The sequence below is a fragment of the Arthrobacter sp. 'calajunan' genome, assembly GCF_046940185.1.
Classification (GTDB): Bacteria; Actinomycetota; Actinomycetes; order Actinomycetales; family Micrococcaceae; genus Glutamicibacter; species Glutamicibacter soli.
In genome coordinates, this window is the sequence record NZ_JBKZDY010000009.1 from 107,166 (window position 1) to 131,928 (window position 24,763).

27 protein-coding genes are annotated in these 24,763 nt (G+C 64.0%); 16 read left to right on the plus strand and 11 right to left on the minus strand.

What is annotated here, in order from left to right:
• Positions 1-102: 102 nt before the first annotated feature.
• Genes RF641_RS14160 through RF641_RS14175 form a run of 4 tightly spaced genes read left to right on the plus strand, consistent with a single transcriptional unit; the run spans position 103 to position 3,910 of the window.
• Entirely contained in the window at positions 103-1,029 is a 927-nt protein-coding gene (locus RF641_RS14160) for an ABC transporter ATP-binding protein (protein WP_047120547.1), read from the plus strand.
• Positions 1,030-1,035: 6 nt separating this feature from the next.
• On the plus strand, positions 1,036-1,890 hold the full coding sequence (locus RF641_RS14165) for an ABC transporter permease (RefSeq protein WP_120991628.1): 855 nt from the start codon (positions 1,036-1,038) through the stop codon (positions 1,888-1,890).
• 25 nt (positions 1,891-1,915) lie between these two features.
• On the plus strand, positions 1,916-3,211 hold the full coding sequence (locus RF641_RS14170; protein WP_424573429.1) for a sensor histidine kinase: 1,296 nt from the start codon (positions 1,916-1,918) through the stop codon (positions 3,209-3,211).
• A 3-nt stretch (positions 3,212-3,214) separates the two neighbouring features.
• A complete protein-coding gene (locus RF641_RS14175) occupies positions 3,215-3,910 on the plus strand; it encodes a response regulator (RefSeq protein ID WP_161449738.1) in 696 nt (231 codons plus the stop codon).
• Here the strand turns inward: RF641_RS14175 and RF641_RS14180 are convergent, their stop codons facing one another.
• From RF641_RS14180 to RF641_RS14190, 3 genes are all read right to left on the minus strand, one after another.
• Positions 3,911-4,396 (minus strand): lipopolysaccharide assembly protein LapA domain-containing protein, encoded by a 486-nt coding sequence (locus RF641_RS14180; RefSeq protein WP_424573430.1) that lies wholly within the window; start codon positions 4,394-4,396, stop codon positions 3,911-3,913.
• Between the two features lie 313 nt (positions 4,397-4,709).
• The gene (locus RF641_RS14185) at positions 4,710-5,288 is read right to left on the minus strand and encodes a PIN domain-containing protein (RefSeq protein WP_424573456.1); all 579 of its coding nucleotides are present in this window, start codon (positions 5,286-5,288) and stop codon (positions 4,710-4,712) included.
• 58 nt (positions 5,289-5,346) lie between these two features.
• Positions 5,347-5,808 (minus strand): helix-turn-helix domain-containing protein, encoded by a 462-nt coding sequence (locus RF641_RS14190; protein WP_424573431.1) that lies wholly within the window; start codon positions 5,806-5,808, stop codon positions 5,347-5,349.
• 254 nt (positions 5,809-6,062) lie between these two features.
• On the opposite strand from RF641_RS14190, the gene RF641_RS14195 reads away from it, so the two are divergent.
• The 3 genes from RF641_RS14195 to RF641_RS14205 all read left to right on the plus strand — a co-directional run bounded on the left by RF641_RS14195 (position 6,063) and on the right by RF641_RS14205 (position 8,658).
• On the plus strand, positions 6,063-7,325 hold the full coding sequence (locus tag RF641_RS14195; protein WP_424573432.1) for a M18 family aminopeptidase: 1,263 nt from the start codon (positions 6,063-6,065) through the stop codon (positions 7,323-7,325).
• Between the two features lie 243 nt (positions 7,326-7,568).
• Positions 7,569-8,060, plus strand: coding sequence for a helix-turn-helix domain-containing protein (locus RF641_RS14200; protein WP_181728100.1), 492 nt, complete (start codon positions 7,569-7,571; stop codon positions 8,058-8,060).
• Positions 8,061-8,109: 49 nt separating this feature from the next.
• Positions 8,110-8,658: an LURP-one-related/scramblase family protein gene (locus RF641_RS14205; RefSeq protein ID WP_424573433.1), complete on the plus strand. Its 549-nt coding sequence runs from the start codon at positions 8,110-8,112 to the stop codon at positions 8,656-8,658.
• Here RF641_RS14205 and lhgO read toward each other — a convergent pair.
• Positions 8,655-9,863, minus strand: coding sequence for an L-2-hydroxyglutarate oxidase (gene lhgO, locus RF641_RS14210; protein WP_424573434.1), 1,209 nt, complete (start codon positions 9,861-9,863; stop codon positions 8,655-8,657). The genes RF641_RS14205 and lhgO overlap by 4 nt on opposite strands.
• Before the next feature lie 180 nt (positions 9,864-10,043).
• Between lhgO and RF641_RS14215 the strand changes: the two genes are divergently transcribed.
• The 7 genes from RF641_RS14215 to RF641_RS14245 all read left to right on the plus strand — a co-directional run bounded on the left by RF641_RS14215 (position 10,044) and on the right by RF641_RS14245 (position 15,446).
• The gene (locus RF641_RS14215) at positions 10,044-12,110 is read left to right on the plus strand and encodes an acyltransferase family protein (RefSeq protein WP_424573435.1); all 2,067 of its coding nucleotides are present in this window, start codon (positions 10,044-10,046) and stop codon (positions 12,108-12,110) included.
• 198 nt (positions 12,111-12,308) lie between these two features.
• The gene (gene rpsF / locus RF641_RS14220) at positions 12,309-12,605 is read left to right on the plus strand and encodes a 30S ribosomal protein S6 (RefSeq protein ID WP_047120541.1); all 297 of its coding nucleotides are present in this window, start codon (positions 12,309-12,311) and stop codon (positions 12,603-12,605) included.
• Positions 12,606-12,660: 55 nt separating this feature from the next.
• Positions 12,661-13,221 (plus strand): single-stranded DNA-binding protein, encoded by a 561-nt coding sequence (locus RF641_RS14225; RefSeq protein ID WP_047120540.1) that lies wholly within the window; start codon positions 12,661-12,663, stop codon positions 13,219-13,221.
• 62 nt (positions 13,222-13,283) lie between these two features.
• Positions 13,284-13,523, plus strand: a complete 240-nt coding sequence (rpsR, locus tag RF641_RS14230; RefSeq protein ID WP_013350683.1) for a 30S ribosomal protein S18 — start codon at positions 13,284-13,286, stop codon at positions 13,521-13,523.
• A gap of 18 nt (positions 13,524-13,541) precedes the next feature.
• Complete coding sequence (rplI, locus tag RF641_RS14235) at positions 13,542-14,000, plus strand: 50S ribosomal protein L9 (RefSeq protein WP_047120539.1); 459 nt, start codon at positions 13,542-13,544, stop codon at positions 13,998-14,000.
• A gap of 126 nt (positions 14,001-14,126) precedes the next feature.
• The gene (locus tag RF641_RS14240; protein WP_424573436.1) at positions 14,127-14,969 is read left to right on the plus strand and encodes a bifunctional hydroxymethylpyrimidine kinase/phosphomethylpyrimidine kinase; all 843 of its coding nucleotides are present in this window, start codon (positions 14,127-14,129) and stop codon (positions 14,967-14,969) included.
• Positions 14,970-15,200: 231 nt separating this feature from the next.
• Positions 15,201-15,446, plus strand: a complete 246-nt coding sequence (locus tag RF641_RS14245; RefSeq protein ID WP_424573437.1) for a hypothetical protein — start codon at positions 15,201-15,203, stop codon at positions 15,444-15,446.
• 86 nt (positions 15,447-15,532) lie between these two features.
• Here the strand turns inward: RF641_RS14245 and RF641_RS14250 are convergent, their stop codons facing one another.
• The 4 genes from RF641_RS14250 to RF641_RS14265 form a co-directional block, all read right to left on the minus strand.
• Complete coding sequence (locus RF641_RS14250; protein WP_047120537.1) at positions 15,533-15,898, minus strand: SPW repeat domain-containing protein; 366 nt, start codon at positions 15,896-15,898, stop codon at positions 15,533-15,535.
• A gap of 262 nt (positions 15,899-16,160) precedes the next feature.
• Positions 16,161-16,802 (minus strand): CueP family metal-binding protein, encoded by a 642-nt coding sequence (locus RF641_RS14255; protein ID WP_424573438.1) that lies wholly within the window; start codon positions 16,800-16,802, stop codon positions 16,161-16,163.
• A 14-nt stretch (positions 16,803-16,816) separates the two neighbouring features.
• Positions 16,817-17,422: a DUF305 domain-containing protein gene (locus tag RF641_RS14260; protein WP_053799236.1), complete on the minus strand. Its 606-nt coding sequence runs from the start codon at positions 17,420-17,422 to the stop codon at positions 16,817-16,819.
• A 99-nt stretch (positions 17,423-17,521) separates the two neighbouring features.
• Complete coding sequence (locus tag RF641_RS14265; protein ID WP_424573439.1) at positions 17,522-17,995, minus strand: hypothetical protein; 474 nt, start codon at positions 17,993-17,995, stop codon at positions 17,522-17,524.
• Between the two features lie 267 nt (positions 17,996-18,262).
• Here RF641_RS14265 and RF641_RS14270 point away from each other — a divergent pair, with 267 nt between their 5' ends.
• The gene (locus RF641_RS14270) at positions 18,263-19,780 is read left to right on the plus strand and encodes an acetyl-CoA hydrolase/transferase family protein (protein WP_272926260.1); all 1,518 of its coding nucleotides are present in this window, start codon (positions 18,263-18,265) and stop codon (positions 19,778-19,780) included.
• A gap of 79 nt (positions 19,781-19,859) precedes the next feature.
• On the opposite strand, the gene RF641_RS14275 is transcribed toward RF641_RS14270, so the two are convergent.
• From RF641_RS14275 to RF641_RS14285, 3 genes are all read right to left on the minus strand, one after another.
• Positions 19,860-21,011 carry a PQQ-dependent sugar dehydrogenase gene (locus RF641_RS14275; RefSeq protein ID WP_424573440.1) on the minus strand — a complete coding sequence of 384 codons (1,152 nt, stop codon included), beginning with the start codon at positions 21,009-21,011 and terminating at the stop codon, positions 19,860-19,862.
• Between the two features lie 29 nt (positions 21,012-21,040).
• On the minus strand, positions 21,041-21,619 hold the full coding sequence (locus RF641_RS14280) for a dihydrofolate reductase family protein (RefSeq protein ID WP_424573441.1): 579 nt from the start codon (positions 21,617-21,619) through the stop codon (positions 21,041-21,043).
• A 78-nt stretch (positions 21,620-21,697) separates the two neighbouring features.
• A complete protein-coding gene (locus tag RF641_RS14285; RefSeq protein ID WP_424573442.1) occupies positions 21,698-23,302 on the minus strand; it encodes an AMP-binding protein in 1,605 nt (534 codons plus the stop codon).
• Positions 23,303-23,545: 243 nt separating this feature from the next.
• Between RF641_RS14285 and RF641_RS14290 the strand changes: the two genes are divergently transcribed.
• Positions 23,546-24,718: a GAF domain-containing protein gene (locus RF641_RS14290; protein WP_424573443.1), complete on the plus strand. Its 1,173-nt coding sequence runs from the start codon at positions 23,546-23,548 to the stop codon at positions 24,716-24,718.
• Positions 24,719-24,763 lie beyond the last annotated feature (45 nt).

The window sequence follows — 24,763 nt, forward strand, 5'->3', positions numbered from 1 at the left end:
TATGACTGCGCGGCCGCCGCTCGTTGATCCACCTTTCGAGGGAGGTGCAAGATCAGCATTCCGGGCGGTTCGCCCAACCGGATGATTTTCTATGCTGGAGATATGATCCAGGTACAGGAATTGACCAAGAAATACGGTGCAAAAACCGTGGTCGACAATGCGTCGTTCACGGTTCAACCGGGGATCGTCACCGGCTTCCTCGGCCCCAACGGCGCAGGCAAATCAACCACCATGCGCATGATCGTTGGACTGGCAAACCCCACGGGCGGGCAGGTGCTCGTGAACGGGAAGAACTTCAAGTCCTCCACCCACCCGTTGACCGAGGTCGGCACCCTGCTGGAGGCCAAATCGGTCCACAAGTCGCTGACCCCGCGCTCGCATCTGCGCGCCATGGCCGCCACCGCCGGCCTGCCCGCGTCCCGGGTGGACGAGGTGCTGGAGCTGACCGGCTTGGCGCCGGTGCAGCGCAAGAAGGTCGGCGGCTTCTCGCTGGGCATGGGGCAGCGGCTGGGCATCGCCACCGCCCTGCTGGGCGACCCGCAGGTGCTCATCCTCGACGAACCGGTCAACGGGCTGGACCCCGAAGGCGTGGCCTGGGTCCGCAACCTGGCCCGCCAGCAGGCGGCCGCCGGGAAAACCGTGTTCATTTCCTCGCACCTGATGAGCGAGATGGCGCAGACCGCCGACCACCTGATCGTGATCGGCCGCGGCCGCATCATGGCCGACGCCCCGATCAGCGAATTCATCGACAACGGATTGGCCCAGACCGTGGTCCGCGCCCGCGACATCGAGGTGCTGATGAACTCCCTGGCGGCCGAGGGAGTGCAGCTGCGGCGGCTTGACGCCGCCACGCTGGAGGTCACCGGACCTCAGTCCGAGGAGATCGGCCGCCGCGCGCTGGAGGCCGGGATCGTGCTCAGCGAACTGCGTCCGCTGCAGCGCACCCTGGAGGACGCGTACATGGAACTGACCCGCGACGCCATCGAGTACCGCTCGCAGGTGTCCACCGACAACGAGGCTGGGAAGTAGGAAACCATGAGCACCGAACTAGCATCCCGCGCGGCGGCGCGGGGATACGGCAGGGTCACCCTGGGCGGCGTGCTGCGCAGCGAAATGATCCGCTTTTTCTCGTTGAACTCCACCCGCATCCTGGTCCTGGTCTCGATCGCCGTGTACATCGGCATCGCCGCGATCGGCGTGTGGGGCGTGGGATCGTTCATGAGCAGCAGCCCGGAGCTCGGGCAGATCCCGGGCACCGAAAGCATGGGCACCGCTGACTTCGCCGTGGAAACCATGGCCTCCGGCCTGATGTTCTCCCAACTGATCCTCGGCGTGCTGGGTGTGCTGCTGTTCAGCGGCGAATTCACCACCGGCTCGGCCGTGAGCACCTTCCTGGCCAGCCCGCAGCGCCTGCGGGTGCTGACCGCCAAGATCATCCTGATCACCGCGCTGACCGCGGTGGTGCAGCTGGTGTCCACGCTGGCCGCCTACCTGGTCTGCCGGCCGCTGGCCGAGAACTACTCGATGACCCTGGACCTGGGCAGCGAGGCCTTCCAGCGGGTGCTCTGGTACGGGGCGCTCGCCGTGGTGATGGCCTCCCTGATCGGCCTGGCTCTGGGCCTGCTGCTGCGCAACTCCGCCGGCGGCATCACCAGCCTGGTCGCGCTGTTCTTCGTGCTGCCGATGATCGCGCAGATCCTGATGGCGGTCACCGACTGGTTCAAGGACTACGCCCGGTTCATGCCGGACCAGCTGGGGCTGTCGCTGGCCCTGCCGCTGAGCTACCCGAGCACGCTGGAAACCTGGCAGCAGCTGGTCGGGGTGGCCGGATGGATCGTGCTCCCGCTGCTGCTGGCGGGAATCCTGCTCAAGAGCCGCGACGTCAAGTAGGAATTGGAAAACTAGACTGAAAACCATGAGCAACCTTTCGCAGCAGGAGTCGCTAGCCTCCTTCGACGAACTGGCCGCCAAGCGGATGGGCCGGGTACGCAGGTACCTGAGGACCCATCCGCGTTTGGTGTCCATCGGCGTCGTGGTCTTCTACCTGCTCGGAACCCTGCCCGGGGTGCTGCTGATGGCGGATATGGAGGCCAGCAACGAGCTGGCGCTGCTGCTGGTCACGCTGGCCACCGCCGGCACGCTGCTGTTCCGCCGCCGGGCGCCGATGACGGTGCTGTGCATCGTGTTCGCCCTGGAATGCATCTCGATCCTGGACGTCGGCTCGGTCTACGGGACCGAGGGCCTGGGCATGATGCTCGCCCTGTACATGGTGGCCACCAGCTACTCTGCCCGGCGCTCGATTCCGCTGGCCATCCTGGCCGGCAGCTTCCAGATGGTCCTCATGGTGCTGGTCGGCTTCCCCGACATGAGCGGCATGGAGCTCGACACCTCGGACGGGATCAGCGAATCCACGCTGGCCGTGATCATCATCGGGGTCTTCGCGGCGTTCCTCATCGGCTTCTACGTCACCGCCGCCGCCATCGGCGTGTACATCCGCAACGCCCGCATCCACGAGGCGGAGCTGAACCACTGGGCCTCGCAGGTCTCCCGGCTGGCGCAGGTGCAGGAACGCAACCGCATCGCCCGCGAGATGCACGACGTGGTGGCGCACTCGCTGTCGGTGATGATCGCGCTGGCCGAAGGCGCCCGCGTGGTGGGCCGCCGGGACCAGGACCGCGCCGAGGAGGTGCTCGCGGAGCTGTCCGGCACCGGACGCGCCGCGCTGGCGGACATGCGGCGCATGCTCGGCGTGCTGCGCGAAGGGGAGGGCGGGGAGCTGGCGCCGCAGCCCACCGGCGGCAGCATGGAGAACCTGCTCGAAGGCTTCCGCGCCGCCGGCCTGCCACTGACCTACACCTACGTGGGGGAGCCGCTGCCGGATGACAAGGCATTCGCGCTGACCATCTTCCGCATCATCCAGGAATCGTTGACCAACTCGCTGCGCTACGCGCGCAACGTCACCGACGTCCAGGTCCGTCTGGAACGCGGCAGGCATCAGGTGCGGCTGGAGATCATGGACAACGGGGATGCCACCCGGGTGCCCAGCGTGGGCAGCGGCCGCGGGCTGCGCGGCATGCGCGAGCGCGCCGAGCTTTTCGACGGCACGGTGGACGCCGGTCCCGTGGCCAGCGGCGGATGGATTGTTAAGGCGATGTTGCAGCTGCCGGAGTGCAGCGCGAAGAATGGTAACCAGAAGGCTTCAAAGGGGTAGGACATGGACGAAAACATCAAGGTACTGCTGGTCGACGACCAACCCCTGCTGCGGATGGGCTTCCGCCTGATCCTCGAAGGAGAGGATGACATCCATATCTCCGGCGAGGCGGCCGACGGTCTGGAGGCGCTGACCCAGACGGCGGCCCTGCACCCGGATGTCGTCCTCATGGACGTGCGCATGCCCAATATGGACGGCATCGAAGCCACCGAACGCATCGCCAAGGCGCATCCGGAAACCAAGATCATCATCCTGACGACCTTCGACCTGGATGAGTACGCGTTCTCCGGGCTGCAGGCAGGAGCCAGCGCCTTCCTGCTCAAGGACGTCGCCCCGGAGGAACTGGTCTCCGCGGTGCGCCTGGTGGCCTCCGGCGATGCCGTGGTGGCGCCGCGCGTGACCGCCAGGCTGCTGGAAACCTATGTGCGCAACGCGGGAAAGGCCCCGACGAGCACCGCCGCGCCGCAGCGCGACCCGCTGCTGGACGACTTGACCCCGCGTGAGCAGGAGGTGCTGCGCGCGCTCGCCGAAGGACTGTCCAACGCGGAGATCGCCCATCGCTTCTTCCTCTCGGAAGCGACGGTGAAAACCCATGTGCGGCGCATCCTGACCAAGCTGCACCTGCGCGACCGGGTGCAGGCGGTGGTCTACGCCTACGAGACCGGGCTGGTCATCCCCTCGCAGGGGCTGGACTTCTAGCTACAGTCCCTTGCGCTCGGCCTTGCGCTTCTTGCGTGCGGTGGCCCGCAGCTGGATGACGCGCGCCGCGCCGACGGCCGCGACCACCAGTGCGCCGCCCAGCGCCGCGATGAACAGGGCCAGGCCCAGGCTGATCTCGCCGCGCAGCCCGAAGTACAGCACGGTGACCGGGTCCTGGTTCTGCGCGATGAAAACAATCAGCAGGACCAGCAGCAGCACGCTGATGACGGTGGCAGTCCACAGCCGGGCGAGCTTGGTCGAATGGGCTTTCTCCTCGGTGTCCTCCACCGGCAGCGGCCGCAGCCCCTCTGGGTCCGGTTCCGCCGGGACGTAGGGTTCGGTATCAACGGAAGCCGGGCCGGAACTCAGCGTGGCGCCCGGCTCTTCGGCCGGCTCAAGGTCTACTCCGGCCTCGGTTTCCGACTGCGGCTCGAGGGAATCACGGTGCTCCGGGAAATCTTCGGGCGTGCGGTGGGTCTTTGGCATGATGTACTCGCTTTCTTGGTCGGCGTAGGCCTGATCACAGCATTTACGCCGCCGCCGGTCCGCGTCAAGCCTGGTGGGGCAATTCGCGGGCTTTTCCCCGCCTCGCGCAGTCCAAGTCCTTCGCCGGGAGAATCCCTGCACCTTCGACCGCACTGGATCCTGCGCTAACTGACTGTCAGGCGCGCCAGTGGGTGAAGATGTTTTTTCGCGCGAGAATCACGAAACCCACCAACCTCCGATCGGTACTGGGGTTGACGGGTTTCTGACTTCATTGAAGGTTTGGGATTGATTCCGTTGTTGGTATCCCCAGCTTTCAATACGCGCCCAATATGGCCAATCGCCTGAGTTGAATTTTGACTTTTTCGGCAAATTTGGGTGCCTGTGCGTCTTCAAGCGCTTCGTAGAGTGACTTAGATTTTGGGCGTTTTGCCCAATAAGGGAGCTGCCTCTGGATAACAGTACGAACGACATCAGGTCTGCGTTCGTTGATTAGGCAAAGCATCTCGTCCGCCGTGTAGATTTCAAATTCATATTCATCGGCAAATGATTGAAAATCCTTGACGTTCTCAGTGACTAGATACTCAACGCCACCATGTTCGGCTACAGCGACTACATGCGCATCAAATTTGTCGCGTCCGGACTGCACGAGATCTTCTCTGATCAGATAATTGGAAATTAAAGCTTCGGGGCAGGTCATCTCGATGCGCCGGCGCAGACCACCGGTTTGTTCCTCGGATGCTGAAGGATTTTTCTTGCGTAGGTGGTATACGAACTCTGCGAGAACGTCCTCGCTCCAGCGAAGTTGTATCCCCTCATGACCGGATTCCTGATCGATAAGGCAAAACCAATCTCGAAATGTTCGTGACAGGAGGATGTTCGCATCAAGAAATATTAGTGTGGGCCCCGGCTACATAGAGCCAATGATATGCATCCAGAGCCCACTTCGATGTTTATGTTTCGTTCAAGTCCAAAGAATCTTCGAATTCCCGGAGTTCATCAAAGGCGCGGCGTCGGTCTTTCAATCGTTTTTCTTGAAAAGCCCGGATATCTTTGCGAGCGAAGCGCGAATGGGACCCCACCTTGTGGAACTCGATCTCGCCTTGTGACGCTAGTTTCAGAAGCGTTGGGCGTGACATGCCCAGCATCTTGGCTGCTTCAACGCTGGTTAGATCTTGAGTAATTTGAGAGATGGAAATCGACTGTCCCGATGCAGCCATCCGAAGGATTTGCTGCAACAATTTTCCCAATTCACTGGGAATGACGATTTCTTCGCCGGAAGTAGACTCAATACGAATCTTCAAGTTTTTTAGGTCAACTTTGTCGAGGCGACGTTCAACCTCTGCAGCTTCTTCATGCTGGGAAGAAGTCACGTCGAGGACTTGGAGGTTTTGGGTGGTGGCACGTGAGCTCACTACTCTCTCCTTTCACTTATTTTAACTATGCACCATAAGTGAAATAAGTGCAATGCCTGCAAAGTGGTTCTTGGGGCTGTCATGACCCGTGTCTGCTGAGTTCGAAGCAAGTGCTGGAATCTACGGCTCATCACCCGAAGGACAAACCGAGCGAGCTAAGCTGGAGACTGCCCGGCAGATCCCGCCGGCAGCAGCACTTGATGACAACCGATCTCGAAAGAAGTGAGCATCCAGTCATGGCACAAGCCGCGGCAATGGCACACATTGCAGATTTGGCCGAATACGTAGCGACCTCCCCGTCGAGTTACCATGCAGCCGCGAGCGCGGCGAAGCGGCTGGATGCCGCCGGGTTCACGGCGCTGGACGAAGCCGAGGCATGGGCCCTCGGGGCCGGCTCCTACTATGTGGTGCGCGACGGCGCGGTCATCGCCTGGGTGCAGCCCGAGGGCGCCACCGCCACCTCCGGCTTTCGCATCCTCGGCGCGCACACCGACTCGCCGGGCTTCAAGCTGAAGCCGAAGCCCACTACCGGATCCAATGGGTGGTGGCAGGCAGGGGTCGAGGTCTACGGCGGACCGCTGCTGAACTCGTGGCTGGACCGCGAGCTGGTGCTCGCCGGCCGTCTGGTGCTGCGCGACGGTTCGGTGCATCTGGCGCAGACCGAGCCGCTGCTGCGCATCCCGCAGCTGGCCATCCATCTGGACCGTCAGGTCAACGACGGGCTGACCCTGGACCGCCAGACCCACACCAACCCGATTTTCGGGGCCGGGGACCTGGCTGACGCGGACATCCTGGCCGTGCTGGCCGCCTCGGCCGGCGTGGATCCGTCGCAGATCGCTGGCTACGACGTGCTGACCGCCCCGGCGCAGCGCGGTGAGGTCTTCGGCGAAGGCAAGAACTTCTTCGCTTCCTCGCGCCTGGACAACCTGTCCTCGGTGCACGCGGGCCTGATTGCGCTGACCGACTACGCACGCAAGCCCGAGGGCTATCGCATCGCCATGCTGGCGGCCTTCGACCACGAGGAACTGGGTTCCGAGTCGCGTTCGGGCGCCAGCGGCCCCTTCCTTGAGGAACTGCTGCAGCGCATCCAGGCTTCGTTCGGTGCCACGGTGGAAGACACCGCCCGCGCGCTGGCCAACTCCGTGTGCCTGTCGGCCGATGCCGGCCACGCCGTGCACCCCAACTACGCAGAGCGCCACGACCCTGCGAACCGACCTCAGGTCAACGCCGGTCCGCTGCTGAAGATCAACGCCAACCAGCGGTACGCCACCGATGCCGTGGGCGCCGCCGCCTTCGCCGGCTGGTGCGATACTGCCGGGGTGCCCTACCAGGAGTTCGTCTCCAACAACCGGGTTCCCTGCGGATCGACCATCGGCCCGCTGACCGCGACCCGCATCGGCATCCGCACCGTGGACGTGGGTGTGGCGTTGCTGTCCATGCACTCGGCCCGCGAGATGTGCGGCGTCGACGACCCGTGGTACCTGTCGAAGGTGGCTCGCGTCTTCTTCGGGGAGTAGCCGCCCAAAAGGCCGCGACCGGAGCCTCCGTTGGAGGACATCCGGTCGCGGCCTTCGAATTTAACGCATATGCCGTATCAGGCATATGAAATTCGCGCGGAGTGCCACCATGCCGAGCAGCTTCCAGGAAAACCCGGCCATAGGTTTTCCGAAGCCGAAAATACGCGGTGACGTGACATTGTCGGGTAGCTGTCGGGAGAAAGTCGTGGTGCTGTCGTGTCCTTCATGGCTAGTGTGAACTGCATGAACGAATCACGAATATCGGAAATTCGCCGCACCGTGGGATGGACGCAGGAACGCCTCGCGACCGAAAGCGGAGTCACCGTTAGAACAGTCCAACGTCTGGAAGCTGGCCAGGATGCCAGCATGGATACGCTGTCGAGAATCGCCGGCGCACTGCAAGTGCCGGTGGGAGATTTATTTGCCAGGGTGGAAACACCGCAGTTCCAAGCCTCGGTCGATGGGCTGGAATACCGCGTTGCGCAGCAACAGGAAAAGCGTGACTCGTACACCAAGGGCGTGGTGCTGGTCTATCGGGGTTTGGGGATCGCTGTCCTCTTTGCCACGCTCATCCTCGCCCTCACCATGGATTGGGGATGGTACATATGGCTGGCGATCCCGGTGTACTGGGGCGTCGGACGGCTGCTGCTCGAAGCATTGTTCCGGCTGGCACTGGATCCGAAACTGGATGAACGGTATCCGCTGTCCAAGGCCGACCGCGGCATCCTGGGATGAGCCCACGCGCTGGGCCGGGGCCGCAGGTGCCGGTGGCATAATCGCAGGCATGACGATCTTCGAACCTGACGTGCTGGTCATCCAGCAGACCAAGAACCTCATGAAGAACGATTTCTCCATCATGGACGGCGAGGGCGTGCAGGTAGCCCACGTGGAGACCGGAGGGAGCGCACTGGGCCGCATGTTCGCCGGGTCCCGGCAGCTGACGGTATTCGATGGACCGGACAACCCGGTACTCCAGGTGAAGGACACCATGAGCGTGGGGCGCGACCGCATGGAGATCATGGACGGCCAGGGCAACCAGATCGCGACCCTCGTCAAGCGGATCACCTTCTTCAAGACCAAGGTCACCGTGGATTTCCAAGGCGAAGAGATCGACCTGGACGGAAATCTCTGGGACTTCGAATTCCAGATCAGCGCCCGCGGCCAGGTCATCGCCACCGTTTCGCGCAGCTGGTCGGGCCTGGGCAACGCGCTGATCGGCATGTCCACCTATTCGGTACGGCTCGCACCGAACCTCAGCCCGGGGCACCGCCTGATGACCGTCGGCGCGGTGCTGGCCTTGGACCTGATCCGGGAGAAGCAGTCCCGCGGTTAGGCGATGCTCCTGGAGACCAGCGAATCCACGATGTACTCGGCGATGGCCAGGGAGCTGGTGGCGCCGGGAGACGGCGCATTGCGGATATGCGTGGCATGATCGCGGTAGTCGATGGCGAAGTCGTCCAGCAGCTTGCCGTCGGCGTCCATGGCCTGCGCCCGGATGCCGCGGGTGAAGCGGGTCGCCTTGGCTCCCTCCAGCGACGGAACGTATTTCGCAGCTTCCCTGAGGAAAAACTGTTCCGAGACCACGGTGCGGATCTCGCGGACAGCCGTGGGCAAGTTCCGCGACGCGAACTTCCAGAAACCAGGATTGGCCATGACCTCCCCGAGATCCTTGAAATCCAGGCCGAGGCCGCGGTACTTCTCCCGAGACAGGGAGAGGAAGGCGTTGGGCCCGACCATCATCTGGCCATCCACGCGCTTGGTCAGGTGGACGCCGAGGAACGGGTATTTCGGATCCGGGACCGGATAGACCAGCCCGTTGAGGATGGTGCGGTAGCTTTCCTCCAACTGGAAATACTGGCCGAAAAACGGCACGACGCTCGGCTGGTTGCTGGCCCCCGAACCGCGTGCCAACCGGTCGGACTGGGATCCTGCGCAAACGATGACGTGGTCTGCGAGAAACTGCCCGTTGCTTGTATGCAGGCGCACCCCGGTGGCTAGTTCCTCGATGCGCTCTACGGCGCAGCCGAAACGCACTTCTCCGCCTGCCAGCCGCACGTCGTCGAGCAGGGCTTCGGTCACCGCGGCATAGCTGATGATCGCCGTACCTGGGGAGTGCAGGGCCATCCGCCCCACCGCATTCGGCTCGATGTCTTTGATGCCATCCGGACCGAGCATCCCCACCCCGGGAACACCGTTGGCTTGCGCCCGTTCGAAGATGTTCTTCAGCCGCTGTTCCTCGTCGGCTTCCAGCGCCACCACCAGTTTGCCGCATTGCTCATAGGGAAGAGACCTGGCCTGGGCAAGGTCTTGGAGCAGTTCAACCCCGCGCCGGCACAGCTTGGCCTTGAGGCCTCCCGGCTCGTAGTAGAGCCCGGCGTGGACTACCCCGGAGTTGTGCCCCGTCTGGTGCCCGGCTGCCGCCTGTTCCTTCTCCACGACGGTGACGCTCGATCCGGGATATCTGGCCAGCAGTTCCCGGGCCACCGCGGCGCCGATGATCCCGGCACCTACCACTGCAAACGACTTGGCTTGGGGCATTGCGGGTCCTAACGTCGGGCAGCGCGGAAGATCACGGGAACATCTGGAAACGCTACCGATGAACGGCTTGCGAAACAATTGAATTACGCCAGCCTTTTCAGTCATTTCAGACGCGCAGTTTCTGCGCCCGTTGATTGGTGCTCACCGGATGTTTACCCGGGGCTGATTCGATCAAGCACTATGAGTTCGTTTGCCGCCCCGATCAGAAACTTCCGGCCCGAAATCCAGGCGTTGCGCGCACTGGCGGTCCTGCTGGTGGTGGTCTACCATCTGGAACCGCGGATCCTGCCCGGCGGGTATATCGGGGTGGATATTTTCCTTGTCATCTCCGGGTTCCTCATCACTTCCCATCTGCTCCGCGAAGCCGACCGCACCGGCCGCATCGACCTGCTGTCCTTTTACGCCGGGCGGGTGCGGCGAATCCTGCCTGCGGCGCTGCTGGTGATCGTGGTGGTCGTGGCGGGAACGCTGCTGCTCCTGCCCAGCACCTTGTGGGAATCGCTCGGCATCCAGGCAGTGGCTTCCGCCCTGTCGGTGCAGAACTGGGTGCTGGCCGCGTCGTCGGTGGACTATCTCGCAGCCGAGGAAGCCCCGAGCGCGCTGCAGCACTTCTGGTCTCTGGGTGTGGAGGAGCAGTTCTATCTTTTCTGGCCGCTGCTGGTGGTGGCCGCCTTTGCCGGACCGCTTCGCCGCTGGAGAACCAGCGCCTTGTGGATCGGTTTCTCGGCCACCGCGCTGGCTTCGCTGGCCTATTCGGCCTATTTGGGTTTCTCAGGTGATCCCAGCGGATATTTTGTCACCACCACCCGGGTCTGGGAACTGGCGGCTGGCGGTCTGCTGGCCCTGGTTGCCGCACAGCGGGCGGAAACCGGACGGCGGATTCTGGAAGGAATTCCCGCCGTGCTGCGCAATGTCCTGGTGCTTTTTGCGCTGGCCGCGCTGGCCGGCGCGGCATTCACATACAGCGGGGATATCGTTTTCCCCGGTGTTGCCGCCCTGGTCCCGGTCCTCTCCACGGTGCTGATCATCGCCGCGGAGCGCACCGAAGGACTGCTGTCGCTACACCCGGTGGTGGACAGCGGACCGATTCAGTGGGTCGGCGCAGTGTCCTATTCCCTGTACCTGTGGCACTGGCCGTTGATCGTCTTTGCCGCGCAGCTTACCGGCGGTGATCCCGGCCCGCTGGAATCCGTGGGCCTGCTTGCCCTGTCGCTGCTTTTGGCGCAGCTCAGCTTCCGCTATGTCGAGAATCCGGTGCGCCGCTGGCCGACCTTGTCGCGCGGAGCCGGCCGCACCGTGCTGGCCGGGGCAGCTGCCGTAGGGCTTGTCGCGACGCTGGGATTCGTCCCGCAGCAGGCGCAGTCCGCCCTCGCTGAGAAGCAGAACAAGCAGGCGGCCGAACTGACCAGCAACCCGCCTCCCGGTTTCGGCGCCGCCTCGCTGGCGCAGGGCATGCCGGCCTATCTGGGCGAGAACCGTCAGATTGTTCCCACGCTCAGCGAAGCCAGCGGTGATTTTCCGCAGCTCGGGGACTGCGTGCAAAAACCCCAGTCCACGCAGGCCAAGGAATGCGAATTCGGCAACCCGTCAGCAAAGACCACCATTGCGCTGGTCGGCGATTCGCACGCCACGCACTGGTACCAGGCCGTGCAGGCGCTGGCTGATGCCAACGACTGGAAGCTGGTTACCTATCTGAAGGACTCCTGCCCGTTCTCCAAGGCGCAGCGCACAGCGGAAGCCGACGGGTCGATTTCCTGCAGCGAGGCGAACAGGGAAACCGCGCGGCGTTTGGCCGAGCGCGGCGACATCGACGTGGTGCTGACTGCCAATTGGGCCGAACCGTCCTACACTTCGGACGCTGCACGGGGATTTGCCGAGGCCTGGTCGGAGCTCGAAGATGCGGGGATTGACGTCATCTCGCTGGTGGACACACCCCGTCCGGCGCTCAAAGGCTACGCCAGGGACTGCCTGGCCGAGAATCCCGAGAATCCTCAACGGTGCGTCACCCCGCGGGACAAGGCCCTGCCGCCGGGGGATGTCACCGGAGAAGCAGGGAAGCTGGAGCCGCGTGTGCAGGTCCTGGATCTCACCGATCAATTCTGCACCGAGGAAACCTGCCCGTCGCTCGTGGGCAACGTTCTGGTGTACCGGGACAAGCACCATGTCTCAGACACCTACATGCGCACCCTTGCCCCGGACTTCATCAACCGGATCCAACCGCTGATCGACCGCGACCTGGAGGGCTAATACAGGTACGGGTCGCGAGCGCGGAGCGCATTTCATGATCTGCGACACCTTGACTACTACAAGGCGGGCACCCTCGGGTAAGCTTGGAAGGTCTGTGCTACCGCACGCCCGAAACTTGGGTGTGTCCGGCTCAGGCAACGCAAGAACCTCCTGTTGCGGAAAGGCCGCGACCGTTTAGCCCAAAGGAGGTGGGTTCACATGCGTGCTTATGAACTTATGGTCCTCATCGATCCAGAGGTCGATGACCGCACCGTAGAGCCAACCATCGAGAAGTACCTCGAGGTTGTTCGCTCCCACGGTGGCACCATCGACAAGGTTGATGTCTGGGGTCGTCGCAAGATGGCTTACGAGATCAAGAAGAAGGCAGAAGCCACCTACATCGTGGTGAACTACACCGCAGATCCAGCTACTTCGGCTGAGCTTGAGCGTCAGCTCAAGATCAACGAACTGATCCTGCGCCACAAGGTCACCCGTCCGGAAGAGGCTCGCGTTTAATCACGCAAGTACTTCCGTCGTAGGACAAACGTTCAAACTTTTCTAAGGAGAGTCAATGGCAGGCGAGACTGTTATTACCGTTATCGGAAACCTGACCGCCGATCCGGAGCTGCGTTTCACGCCGTCCGGCTCAGCCGTAGCGAACTTCACGATCGCTTCGACTCCTCGCACCTTTGACCGCCAGACCAATGAATGGAAGGACGGGGAAGCCCTGTTCTTGCGTGCATCGGTATGGCGCGAGGCTGCAGAGAACGTTGCAGAAACGCTGACCAAGGGCATGCGCGTCATCGCCCAGGGTCGTTTGCGCTCGCGTTCTTACGACACCAAGGAAGGCGAACGTCGCACCGTTATGGAGCTCGAGGTCGATGAAATCGGCCCGTCGCTCCGCTTTGCGTCCGCCAAGGTAACCCGCACCCAGCGCTCCGGCGGTGGCGGCGGCGGATTTGGCGGTGGAGGCTTCTCCAACGCACCACAGCAAAATGCACCACAGCAGCCGCAGCAACAGCAGCCGCAGCAGGGTGGTGGCTGGAACGCTCCAGCCAACGACCCGTGGAGCACTGGCGGAAACAACGGTGGTGGCTGGGGCAACCCGGGCAACGACGAACCGCCTTTCTAACCACTATTTATTCACCATCCCGCAGAATAATCTGCGGGCTCCCAAACTAAAGGAGCTCCACGATGGCTAAGGCTGAAATCCGTAAGCCCAAACCAAAGTCCAACCCCTTGAAGGCCGCTGACATCACCGTCATCGACTACAAGGACACCGCATTGCTGCGCAAGTTCATCTCCGATCGCGGTAAGATCCGCGCTCGTCGTGTGACCGGCGTTTCCGTGCAGGAACAGCGCAAGATCGCACAGGCAATCAAGAACGCACGTGAAGTTGCCCTGCTGCCTTACTCCGGCGCTGGCCGAGGCTAAGGAAGAAGGGATAGCAAAATGGCAAAGATCATTCTGACTCACGAAGTATCCGGTCTCGGTGCTGCTGGCGATATTGTCGAGGTAAAGAACGGCTACGCCCGTAACTACCTGCTGCCACGCGGTTTCGCAATCGTTTGGACCCAGGGTGGTGAGAAGCAGGTTGATTCCATCAAGGCTGCTCGCGCTGCTCGCGCCGTTGCAAACCTTGAGGAAGCTCAGGCTCTTGCAGCATCGCTGAAGTCCCAGCCGGTCAAGGTTACCGTCAAGGCTGGCGCCAACGGCCGCCTGTTCGGCACCGTGAAGACCGCAGACATTGCTGCTGCTGTTGCAAACGCTGGTCTGGGCAAGATCGACAAGCGCAACATTGAGGTCAGCGACCACATCAAGTCGACTGGCAACTACACCGCAACCGTTCGCGTTCACGAGGACGTTGTTGCAAACCTGCGCCTGCAGGTTGTTGCTGCTGCAAAGAAGTAAGTCCTCCAGACCTGCTTCCTGTCCGACGGGTGGCGCACTCTCCGCAAGGGGAGCGCGCCACCCGTTGGCGTTTAATCAAAGCACTCCGAAAGAACGGCAGGGGCTCCCTCCCGTTAAGATATGGGTGTGGAACAACAGGATGAAAACAGCGCATTGTCGCGTGAACGGTGGGAACTGGATTCCTGCCCGGTGGATATCATTGCCATCGGATCCCAAGTGGTTTACGGCACGGTCGGCCTGAGCGCTTCGGTGCCGGTGTTGACGGAGCGCGGCCTGAAGGTCGCGGCGCTGCCCACCGCCATGCTCAGCAACCTGCCGCACTACCCGCAGGTGCACGCCGCCGACCTGTCGGGCCCATGGGTTGCGGACGCGCTGCATGACCTCACCGCGCTCGGCATCGCAGATGAGGTCTCCACCGTCTACACCGGGTACTTCGCCGGCCCGGCCCAGGTGGTCGCCGTAGCCAGCTGGCTTCGCATGCTGCTCGAACGCCGCCCGCAGCTGCGCGTCGTCGTCGATCCCACGCTTGGGGATTACGACGTGGGAGCCTACACCGATCCCGAGGTCGCCGCTGCCCTGCGCAAGGAGCTGCTCCCGCTGGCTACCGGGATCGTTCCCAACCTCTTTGAACTGCAGCACCTGCTTGAAAGCCCCCCGGCGCGCGAGCAACCCGTCGACCAGATCATCAAGGACGCGCGCCGTCTGCTGTCCGGACGCTGCCAATGGGTGGTTGCCAGCGGCTTGGAGGGGCAGGACAGGCAGCACGGCGAGGATCTCGTCGTGACAGCAGCTGAGGTCGCCGCCATCGGCTACGAGCGCCTGGACGTGCGTGTCAAGGGAACCGGGGACGTCATGGCCGCCTCGATCGTGGCAGGGCTGCACCAAGGTCTGGGCATCGCCGACGCCGTGGAACAAGCCGGATCCGCAGTACGCCGACGGCTCGAAGCGCGCCGAATCGGCCGCATTTAGAAACACGACGGACATCACGGATCATCCTGCCCAGCTGCCGAAGCTAGCAACCGTTGGTTCCTCCCGTGGCTTTGTTGATAGTTCGCGTGCATCGAGAAAGCCGAATCTCTTGTGTACCGTTCTCCCCGATTGATCGAAAATCTGGCCAAGGAATCCCAGAAGAGGCGTGCCAGATTTCCCAAGGATTGCGACGGATATACCTAGCTGGCGCAGCTTCGCGAAGTAGCAGGTTTGAGCACCAAGGATCTCGTCGGAAGCCTTAAGGTCAGCGCCGAGCGGGTCAAGAAACCTGAATCAGGAGATCTGGACCGCGTCCAGCTGGCAACCCTGCCTCGGCATGCGGAGGCCATCGGCTGCCGCTTGGAGTTGCGCTACGTCGCCGAAGGCACCCCACGCGGCATTCAACTAAGCGGCTGGTTCGGATGCATCCCAGCGCTGGGACATCTCACGGAGCTGGGCGAGCCAATTGGCACCTGAACAACTAAAAAACCATTGCCTGGGCTCCGGATCGTCAATCATCCGGAGCCCAAGCAATGTGAATGCACTGGTCTTTCACGAGGAATCTAGTGTGCGGTGCTTGAGCCGCCTGTTGCGTGGCGCATTTCCATGGCCGGGGCCAGGGCCATCAAGCCCGCTGCGATGCCAACGGCACCGCAAATCCATGACACCCATGTGCTCATGGCGTAGCTGGTGAACTGTCCCATCCACGGCGAGGCAAAAAGCAGTGCACCGGAAATGGCAAGTGCCCATTCCATCGAAACGAGACGCGGCATCGCAACGCTCCACACTGCGGTGACGACCATCAGCAAACCGAAGACCATCATCAGCGTCATGGATGTTGTTGTTCCATTGAGCCAGATAGATGCGATTGCGGCATACAGACCTGCCGCGACACCGACCCAGTCTTGCCACCGAGTCCACTTCTTCATTTGAATCCGACCTCCAACATGAATTTTCAGAGGGCCCCCGACGGGAGTCACCTTAAATGTAGGAGCGACCCCATGACGGGTCAACGGCAGTTCGGGGACAAAACGGTAACAGCCAGATTTCCTTAGGAATTTGGCGATTTTCGCACCAAGCGAGCGTCTCGAAGCTCCGGAACTCGGGCGTGGCGACGTTCATGGGCCCATGCCCACACCGGTTCGGCACGCAGTGTACTGCCGTGCCGAACCAGGTGAAGGGGAGCCGGTCCTAGACGACCTGCATGGTCGTCAGACAGGTGGCGTCCTCGGACCCTGCCGTGGAGATGGACTGCGTCGAGGTTTTGCCGCCGGCGGTGATCGTCAGTTCACCGGTGACTCCGCTGGGCAGCCAGAGACCGACGAAGCCGTTGTCATTGGTTGCCAGCTGCATGCCGTCCAGGACCTTCGTGCCATCGTTTGTCGTGAAATCGACGATGACGTCAGCATTCTGTAGCTCCCCGAGGCAGGTGGTGAGACTGTGGAAATGGCAGTCGTGGGTTTGGCTCTCGTAGGGAGCGACGGAAAGGTAGAATTTGTCCGCAGGCAGCTGCATGGCGGCCTGGCGACCGGCTTCGTCGCTGAGCACCAGCTGCCCGGGACGGACCGAGGCCATCAGATTGGCCGGGCGTTTGGCAACCGGCAGCTGCTCCAGCTGATCGATGATCTGCGCCGCGTCCAATCCCTGCAGGCCGAACCGTTCAAGCAGTTCGCCTGAATCTGCGGTAGATTCGGCGTCGGACTGGGATGCCGGAGCAGGTGTTGGGGCCGGTGCCTGCGAGCAGCCGCTGAGCACCATGGCAAGCATGGCCAACGGAGCGGCGAGCCGCACCGCCTGGCGGCTCCAGACGCTTGGTTTTTCGGTGGAGTTCATTGCTTCCTTCGGGCTTAGTGTGCGGAAAGCAGATCATTCATCTGCTCAATTTCTGCGGTTTGGGTGTCGACGATGCGCTGGGCCATGTCCTTGGCTTGGGCGTAACGTCCTTCTGAGAGCTCTTGTTCTGCCATCTCAACGGCGCCTTCGTGGTGGGTGATCATCTGCTCCAGATACAGCGTGGTGCCTTCCGCTGCCGTGGCCTGGCGCAGCTTCTCCAGATTCTCGTCGCTGACCATTCCGTCATCCTCGCCCATCGAATGGGGCTGGTCCGACGGGACGTTCCACTGTTCCTGCCAGGTTCGCAGAGTCTGGATTTCTGGGCCCTGAGCCTCCTTGATGTCCTGCGCCAGCTGCTGGATTTCCGGGGCCAGTCCCTGCTTTGACAGCAGGATGTCGCTCATCTCAATGGCCTGTTCATGGTGTATCACCATCATCGAAGCGAACATCTCGTCGGCCTCGTTCTGCGCGGCGTTCACGGATTCGTTCGAAGGCGGGGCGGCACTCATGTCGTGGGTTGAATGCTCCGCCGGGTCGTTTGGTTCTGGCGCGGAACAGCCTGCCAGGGCCAGCGCAGCCGCCGCCCCGAGGGCGCTGAGAGTCAGAGGGGTGGACTTCATGGAAGATCTCCTGTGTTGTTGTCGAGGGCGCGCAAAACGCGCCGGATTACCGGGAGGCGGCCAGGGAATCGGCGAAACGCTTCCGGCCGCCACCGGTCATCACGTGCGACTAATACACAGGCTGATCAGGCTCGGCGCGCGCAGCACGCTCCAGTTTGCCCGGGAACATCGCGGCCCGGCCCGCGACGGGGAGACCCGGCGGACCAGTACGCTGCCGCGGCGCGGCAAGAGCAGGAAAAAGAGGATGAACGCGAGGACGCATCCGGTGGCGGCCGCCTGTGCGCCCTGCTCATCGCAGTCGGTGCAGGCCAGCGCGTTCGGCTGGCCGACAAGATGCTGGGTTCCCGTGGCGACGAGTCCCGATCCCGGCGCCAGGGGTCCTGCCGCGTGCCCGTGGGCGCTCTGGGCGGGAGCCGCGGCGCCAGTACCGGCCGCATGCTCGTTGTGCAGGTTCATCCCGTGCATCAAGAGCAGGCCGAGAATCAGCAGCAGGGCGAGAAGCACTGCGCGCGGCAACAGGACCAGCGCCGCAGTGAGGCGGTGCCGGGGTGCGGCGGCTCGTGCTGTAGTCATCACTACCCAACCTAGCCACCGAGCCTGTCAATGGACTTAGAACGAGGTTGAAACTGCACCGCGCACGGTGTTCGGGAGAATACTAGTCGCACGCGGTGAATTTCCGGCGACCGGTCACCGCAAACTCTGGACAGGTCAGCGCTTTGCCCCTGCTTTATTCGGCATTGGGCCTAGAAGCTGGCCCCGGACGGTCGAAAGCGACACTAGAGTAGTAGGTTGAGATACTCGTTACAGACGTGGATCACAAAGAAGTGAGAAAGGGCTATTTTGCACCAGCGTATCCACCATCGCGCCTTCACCGAACGACTGATGAGCGCAGAACAGGCTGCCACTTTCGTTAAGCCGGGCATGACCGTGGCCATGAGCGGCTTCACCGGCGCCGGCTACCCGAAAGCCGTGCCAGGCGCTTTGGCAAAGCTCATCGGCGACGAGCATGACGCCGGCCGAGACTTCAAGATCAACGTTCTGACCGGTGCCTCCACCGCTCCGGAACTGGACGGCGTACTGGCCAAGGCCGAGGGCATGAACCTCCGCCTGCCGTACATGTCCGACCCGGAGCTCCGCCGCCGTATCAACGAGGGCAACATGGAGTACATGGACATCCACCTGTCCCATGTCGCCCAGCACGCTTGGTTCGGCTTCTACGGCAAGATCGACCTGGCCATCGTCGAGGTTGTCGGCGTCACCGCCGAGGGCGACCTGATCCCTTCCTCCTCCGTGGGCAACAACAAGACCTGGCTGGAAATGGCCGACAAGGTCATCATCGAGGTCAACTCCCAGCAGTCCGCCGCCATGGACGGCATGCACGACGTCTACTACGGCACCGCCCTGCCTCCGCACCGCAAGCCGATCGACCTGACCACCGTGCGCGACCGCATCGGCCAGAAGTACCTGAACGTCGACGTGAACAAGATCGTCGCCGTCGTGGAGACCGACGCCCCGGACCGCCTGAGCCCGTTCGCCCCGGTCGACGCCACCAGCGAGAAGATCGCTGACCACCTGCTGGGCTTCCTGGACTACGAGATCCGCGCCGGCCGGCTGAGCGAGAAGCTGCTGCCACTGCAGTCAGGCGTGGGCAACATCGCCAACGCCGTGCTCGCGGGCCTGGCCCGCGGCGGCTACAAGGGCCTGACCGCCTACACCGAGGTCATCCAGGACGGCATGCTCCAGCTGATCAAGGACGGCACCATCGAGTTCGCCTCCGCCACCAGCTTCTCGCTGTCCGAGGCAGGCATCGCCGAGTTCAACAAGAACGTCGACCACTACCGCGACCGCATCCTGCTGCGCGCCCAGGAGATCTCCAACCACCCGGAGATCATCCGCCGCTTGGGCTGCATCGCCCTGAACGGCATGATCGAAGCCGACATCTACGGCAACGTGAACTCCACCAACGTGCTCGGCTCGCACGTCATGAACGGCATCGGAGGTTCGGGCGACTTCGCCCGCAACGGCTACCTGTCGGTATTCATGTCCCCGTCCACCGCCAAGGACGGCAAGATCTCGGGCATCGTCCCGTTCGCCTCCCACGTGGACCACACCGAGCACGACACCATGATCCTGATTACCGAGCAGGGACTGGCGGACCTGCGCGGCCTGTCGCCGAAGCAGCGTGCCCAGATGATCATCGACAATTGCGCGCATCCGGACTACCGTCCGCTGCTGCAGGACTACTTCGACCGCGCCCGCAAGGAAAGCTACGGCAAGCACACGCCGCACCTGCTGGGCGAGGCATTGTCCTGGCACGAGCGCTTCCGCACCACCGGGGACATGCGCCCAGCGCAGTAGCGCCCGAGGTCATATCGGCGGCCGGCACTTCCCCTGACGGGGCGGTGCCGGCCGTCGGCGTTTGCAGGGTGGAAGCCCGCTATCCGGTCCCTGACGGCGGGAGGGAGATCAGCCGGTCGTCTTGCGGGCCCGGGTCGCCGCGCCCGTCGGTGTTGTTGGTCAGCACCAGCAGCCGCCCATCCGGCCCCGGGACCACGTCGCGCAGCCTGCCCAGCTCGTTGACCAGCAGCTCCCGCTGCTTTTCCGGGTCGTCCAGCTGCACCGCGCGCAGCCGCTGCCCGCGCAGGTTGGCCAGGTAGAGCACGGAATCGATGATCGCGATGCCGCTGGGGCTGGCCTGGTCGGTGCTCCACTGGGCGACGGGGTCGGTGAACTCCCCGGTGCCGCCGGTGCCTTCCACTTCCGGCCAGCCGTAGTTGCCGCCTGCGGTGATCTTGTTCAGCTCGTCCCAGGTGTTCTGCCCGAATTCGCTGGCGTACATGGCGCCGTCGGCGTCCCAGGCCAGCCCCTGCACGTTGCGGTGGCCGTAGCTGTACACGTAGGAATCCGGGAACGGGTTGTCCGCCGGAACGCCTCCCTCCGCGTCCATCCGCAGGATCTTGCCGCCCAAGCTGCCCAGATCCTGCGCGCTCGCCGGCCGCGCCGCATCCCCGACGCTGGCGTAGAGCATGCCGTCCGGTCCGAAGGCCAGCCGCCCGCCGTTGTGGTTGGAGGCTGAAGGCAGCCCGTCCAGCAGCGTCCTGGGCTCGGACAGCGAATAGCTTCCTACCGCCCCGGCCAGCGTGAAACGCTGGATCCGGTTGCCGTTCGGGCCGGTGGAATACGCGTAGAGCCGGTCCGGGGTCTTGAAGGCCAGGCCCAGCAGCCCGCCCTCGCCGCCGAAGTCCACATCGGGCAGCCGGCCGACCTCGCGCACGGCGCCTGAATCGAGGATCTCCAGGACGCGCCCGGAGTCCCGTTCACTGACCAGTAGCGCATCCCCGGCATCCGCCACCGACCACGGAGCGTTGAGATTCGAGGCCAGCGTGTGGAAGCTTGCGCCCTGGGTGTTTTCCGCCCCGGAGGGCGAGCCGCTGGTGGGTGCATCGCTGGTGGGAACGGGGCCGGCCGGCGCCGGGTTGTTGGGAGTCGAGCAGGAGGCCAGCGCCAGCGCCCCGGCCGCTAGCAGCCCCAGGGCGCGCAGGGAAAGCGTGGAACGCGTGCGGTGCGCCGGTGCGCCCTTCCTGGCCACCTGGACCTCCTCTCAGCCGCCGGGGGCGGCTAGCCGTGCCGGGTCGGGCGGTAGGTGAGTTCCTGGATGCTGCCATCCAGCAGCCGGGAGTCGACGAGCTCCAGGTCGTAGTCGTCCACCCCGGCGAACACCGGCGAAGCGCCGTTGCGGCCGGTGAGCACCGGGAACACGGTGACCTGGATGAAGTCCACCAGGCCGGCGGCCAGCAGCGAGTGGTTCATCGCCAGAGAACCGTGGGAGCGCAGCGGCACCGTGGATTCGGCCTTGAGCCGGGCCACCACGCTCAGTGCGTCCTCGCGTTCGAGCACCGCGTCGGGCCAGTCCAACGGCTCGGACAGGGTGGTGGAGATGACCGTGGCGGGCTGCTCGTGCATGGCGATGCCCCAGGGGTCCTCGACTTCCGGGTTGTCCGCGATCTCGTTCCAGAAGCGCTCGAAGAGCCGGAAGGTGTTGGCGCCGTAGACCATGCGGCAGGCCGGGGTGTAGAGCTGCAGCCGGCGCTCGAGCAGCTCGGGGCCCTGCTTGCCCCAGTAGCCGCCCCAGTCGCCGCCGGCGCTGCCGAAGCCGTCCACGGAGCTGAAGACGTCGAAGGTATAGGTTGCGGGCATGGCGGACCTTCCGTTCGGTGGGCTATGCGGTGCGCCAACTCTACGCCGTTGCGGTGCGCCGCGGAACCCCGCCGGGGCCTATCCGGCGGCCTCTTCCAGCGCCTGCGCGCGCAGCACGTTCTTCTGCACCTTGCCGGTGGAGGTGCGCGGCAGATCCTGCGGGAACACGATGGTGCGCGGCACCTTGTATCCGGCCAGGCGCTCACGGGCGAAACTGATCAGCCCCTCGGCATCCAGCTGCGAGCCGCTGGCGCGGATCACGTAGGCCACCGGGCGTTCACCCCACTTTTCGTCCTGCACGCCGACCACCGCCAGATCCAGCACCTCGGGGTGTGCGGCCAGCGCCTGCTCGACCTCGATGGTGGAGATGTTCTCCCCGCCGGAGATGATGATGTCCTTGGCGCGGTCGCGGACCTGGATGTAGCCGTCGGGGTGCATCACGCCCAGGTCCCCGGTGTGGAACCAGCCGCCGGTGAAGGCCTGCTCGGTGGCCTGCGGGTCGCGGTAGTAGCCGATCATCACATTGTTGCCGCGCAGCACGATTTCTCCCATGCTTTCCCCGTCGGCGGGCACGTCGTTCATGTCCAGGTCCACCACGCGCGCGGATTCGGCGGTGATCATGCCGACGCCCTGGCGGGAGAGCCGCTCGGCGCGCTCAGCCGGCGCCAATTCGTCCCAGGCATCCTGGTATTCGCAGATGGTGTACGGGCCGTAGACCTCGGTCAGCCCGTAGACGTGCACCACCTCGATGCCCAGCTTCTGCAGCTTGGAGATGATGGCAGGCGAGGGCGGGGCCCCGGCGGTGGTGATGCGCAGCGGCGCTGCCAGCTCGTGGGCGCGGGGCGCGTCGGCGATGATCGAGCAGACGGTCGGGGCCCCGCACAGGTGGGTGGTGCCCAGGTTCTCGATGGCGTCCCACACCGAGTCCTCGCGCACCGCGCGCAGGCACAGATGGGTGCCGCCGGCGGCGGTGACCGCCCACGGGGTGCACCAGCCGTTGCAGTGGAACATCGGCAGGGTCCACAGGTAGCGGGTGGCGGAGTTCATGCCCTGGTGCATGGCCTCGCCCAGCGAGTTCAGGTAGCTGCCGCGGTGCGAATAGAGCACGCCCTTGGGCTTGCCGGTGGTGCCGGAGGTGTAGTTCAGCGTGATGGGCGCGCGCTCGTCCTCGACGGAATAGGGCAGCTTCTCCCTGCTGGCTTCGGCCAGCAGCTCGTCGAGCACCGCGTCCACCGCCACGTCGGGGCGCCGCCCGGTGAACTGGTCGTCGGTGAGCTCGATCAGCGCCTGCAGCGTGGGGTTCTCGGCGCGCAGCATCTTGGTGTTGCCCAGCAGCTCGGTGTCGGCGAAGAGCAGCTTCGCCTCGGAGTGGTCCATGATGTACTGCAGCTCGTGGGCGGACAGCCGGGTGTTCAGGGCGATCAGCACGCCCCCGGCCAACGGCACGGCATAATGAGCCATGAGCATCTCAGGGGTGTTGGGGGCCAGCACGGCCACGCGGTCGCCGGGGGTGATGCGCTCGCGGATGACCTGGGCGAAACGATGGATCCGGGCTTCGAGTTCCGCGTAGGTGTAGCTGCGGGTACCGTGCAGGACTGCCTGCTTGGACGGGTAGACCTCGGCGGAGCGCTCCAGGAAGCGCAGCGGGGTCAGCTCGGAGTGGTTAGCGTGAGTCATGGCCATGGGGGTGACGTCCTTTGATCTCTGTACCTGTCACGTAGCACCGCCCGCGATCCTGTGAGCTGGCGCACGTCCAACAAATATCGTGGCATGAAACGCAGGTTCAATTCAAGAAACGTAGTTTCATGTCGGTAAGCGGAGGCAATGCCGCGCCGAACGCACTACCGCGCTCTGGGCGCTATGGAAGCAATGCCGCGCCGAAAAACAAGTCTTTTCCTGCGCTTGAATGCGTGTCATCCTCTATGAATGACACCTGCCCGCCCTCCGGCCGCTCCGAGCCTTCAGGCAGCGCTTGGCGCCGGCGTGGATCCGCTGGGTTACGCCCGCCAGCTGCTGCCGCTGCACCGCCGCTGGTCCGAAGGAGCGCGCATCCAGCGCGAAGTTCGCCCGGTCATCGCGCGCTCCTGGGAGCGGGCGCAGGGCCGCGGCGGCGAATCCCGGCCGTTGCCGAGCGGCGAGCTGGCAGCGCGCCAACAGGAGAATAATGAGCTGTCGATCCTCGGCGAGCTGCTGAGCGACCGGCTGCTGCCGATGGCGGGTCAGGCGGAGAACCAGCTGGTCATCGCCGACGGCGAGGGCTACATCCTCACGGTGCTCGGACCCCGCGCGGTGCGCAGGCAGAGCGATGGGATCGGATTCGTGGCTGGCGCGCGCTGGCGTGAAGCGGATGTCGGAACCAACGGCATCGGCACCGCCATGGCCGAGCGGATTCCCGTGCAGGTTTTCGGCCCGGAGCACGCCCGCGAGGAACAGCATGCCTGGGTGTGCACCTCGGCGCCGATCGTCAGCCCGGCTACCGGAATGCTCACTGCCACCGTCACACTGGCCGGTTCATTCCGCACTGCGCACCCGCACACCCTCGCGTTGGTGTCCGCGACCGCCCGGGAAGCGGAGGGTGAGCTGCTGCGTGTGCACCAGTTGAAGCTGAACGAACTGCGCGACGCCGTGGACCAGCCGGCCGATAACTACGTGCTGGTTGACGAGCAGTACGCGGTAGCTGCCAGCCGTGGCTTCGACTGCCCGGTGCGGCTTTCGGCGATCGGCGGATTGCACGAGGGAAGCGTCTGGGTGCGCGGGCTGGGCGCCATGCACGCGGCACCGGTGCCGGGCGGATGGATGTTGCGCCCCATCGCCGAGCAAACCGTCTTGGAATTGTGTCCCAGCCCGATGCCGCGCGCGGTGATCTGGGTGGGATCAGAGCGTACCGAGGTGCCGCTGAACTCCCGGCATTGGCGGATCCTGCAGCTTCTGGCCCGCCGGGAGCAGGGGGTGGACGCGGCCGGGTTGCGCGAACTCTGGCAGGAACCGGTAACCCCGGTAACCGTGCGTGCCGAGGTCTCGCGGCTGCGGGCCAAGCTCGGCGGGATCATCGCCGCGCGCCCTTACCGACTGACCGTTCCAGTGGTTTTACCTGGTTGAGAAGAAGTTGGGGTCGTACCTGCCAACCGCGGCCGCGACCGGATG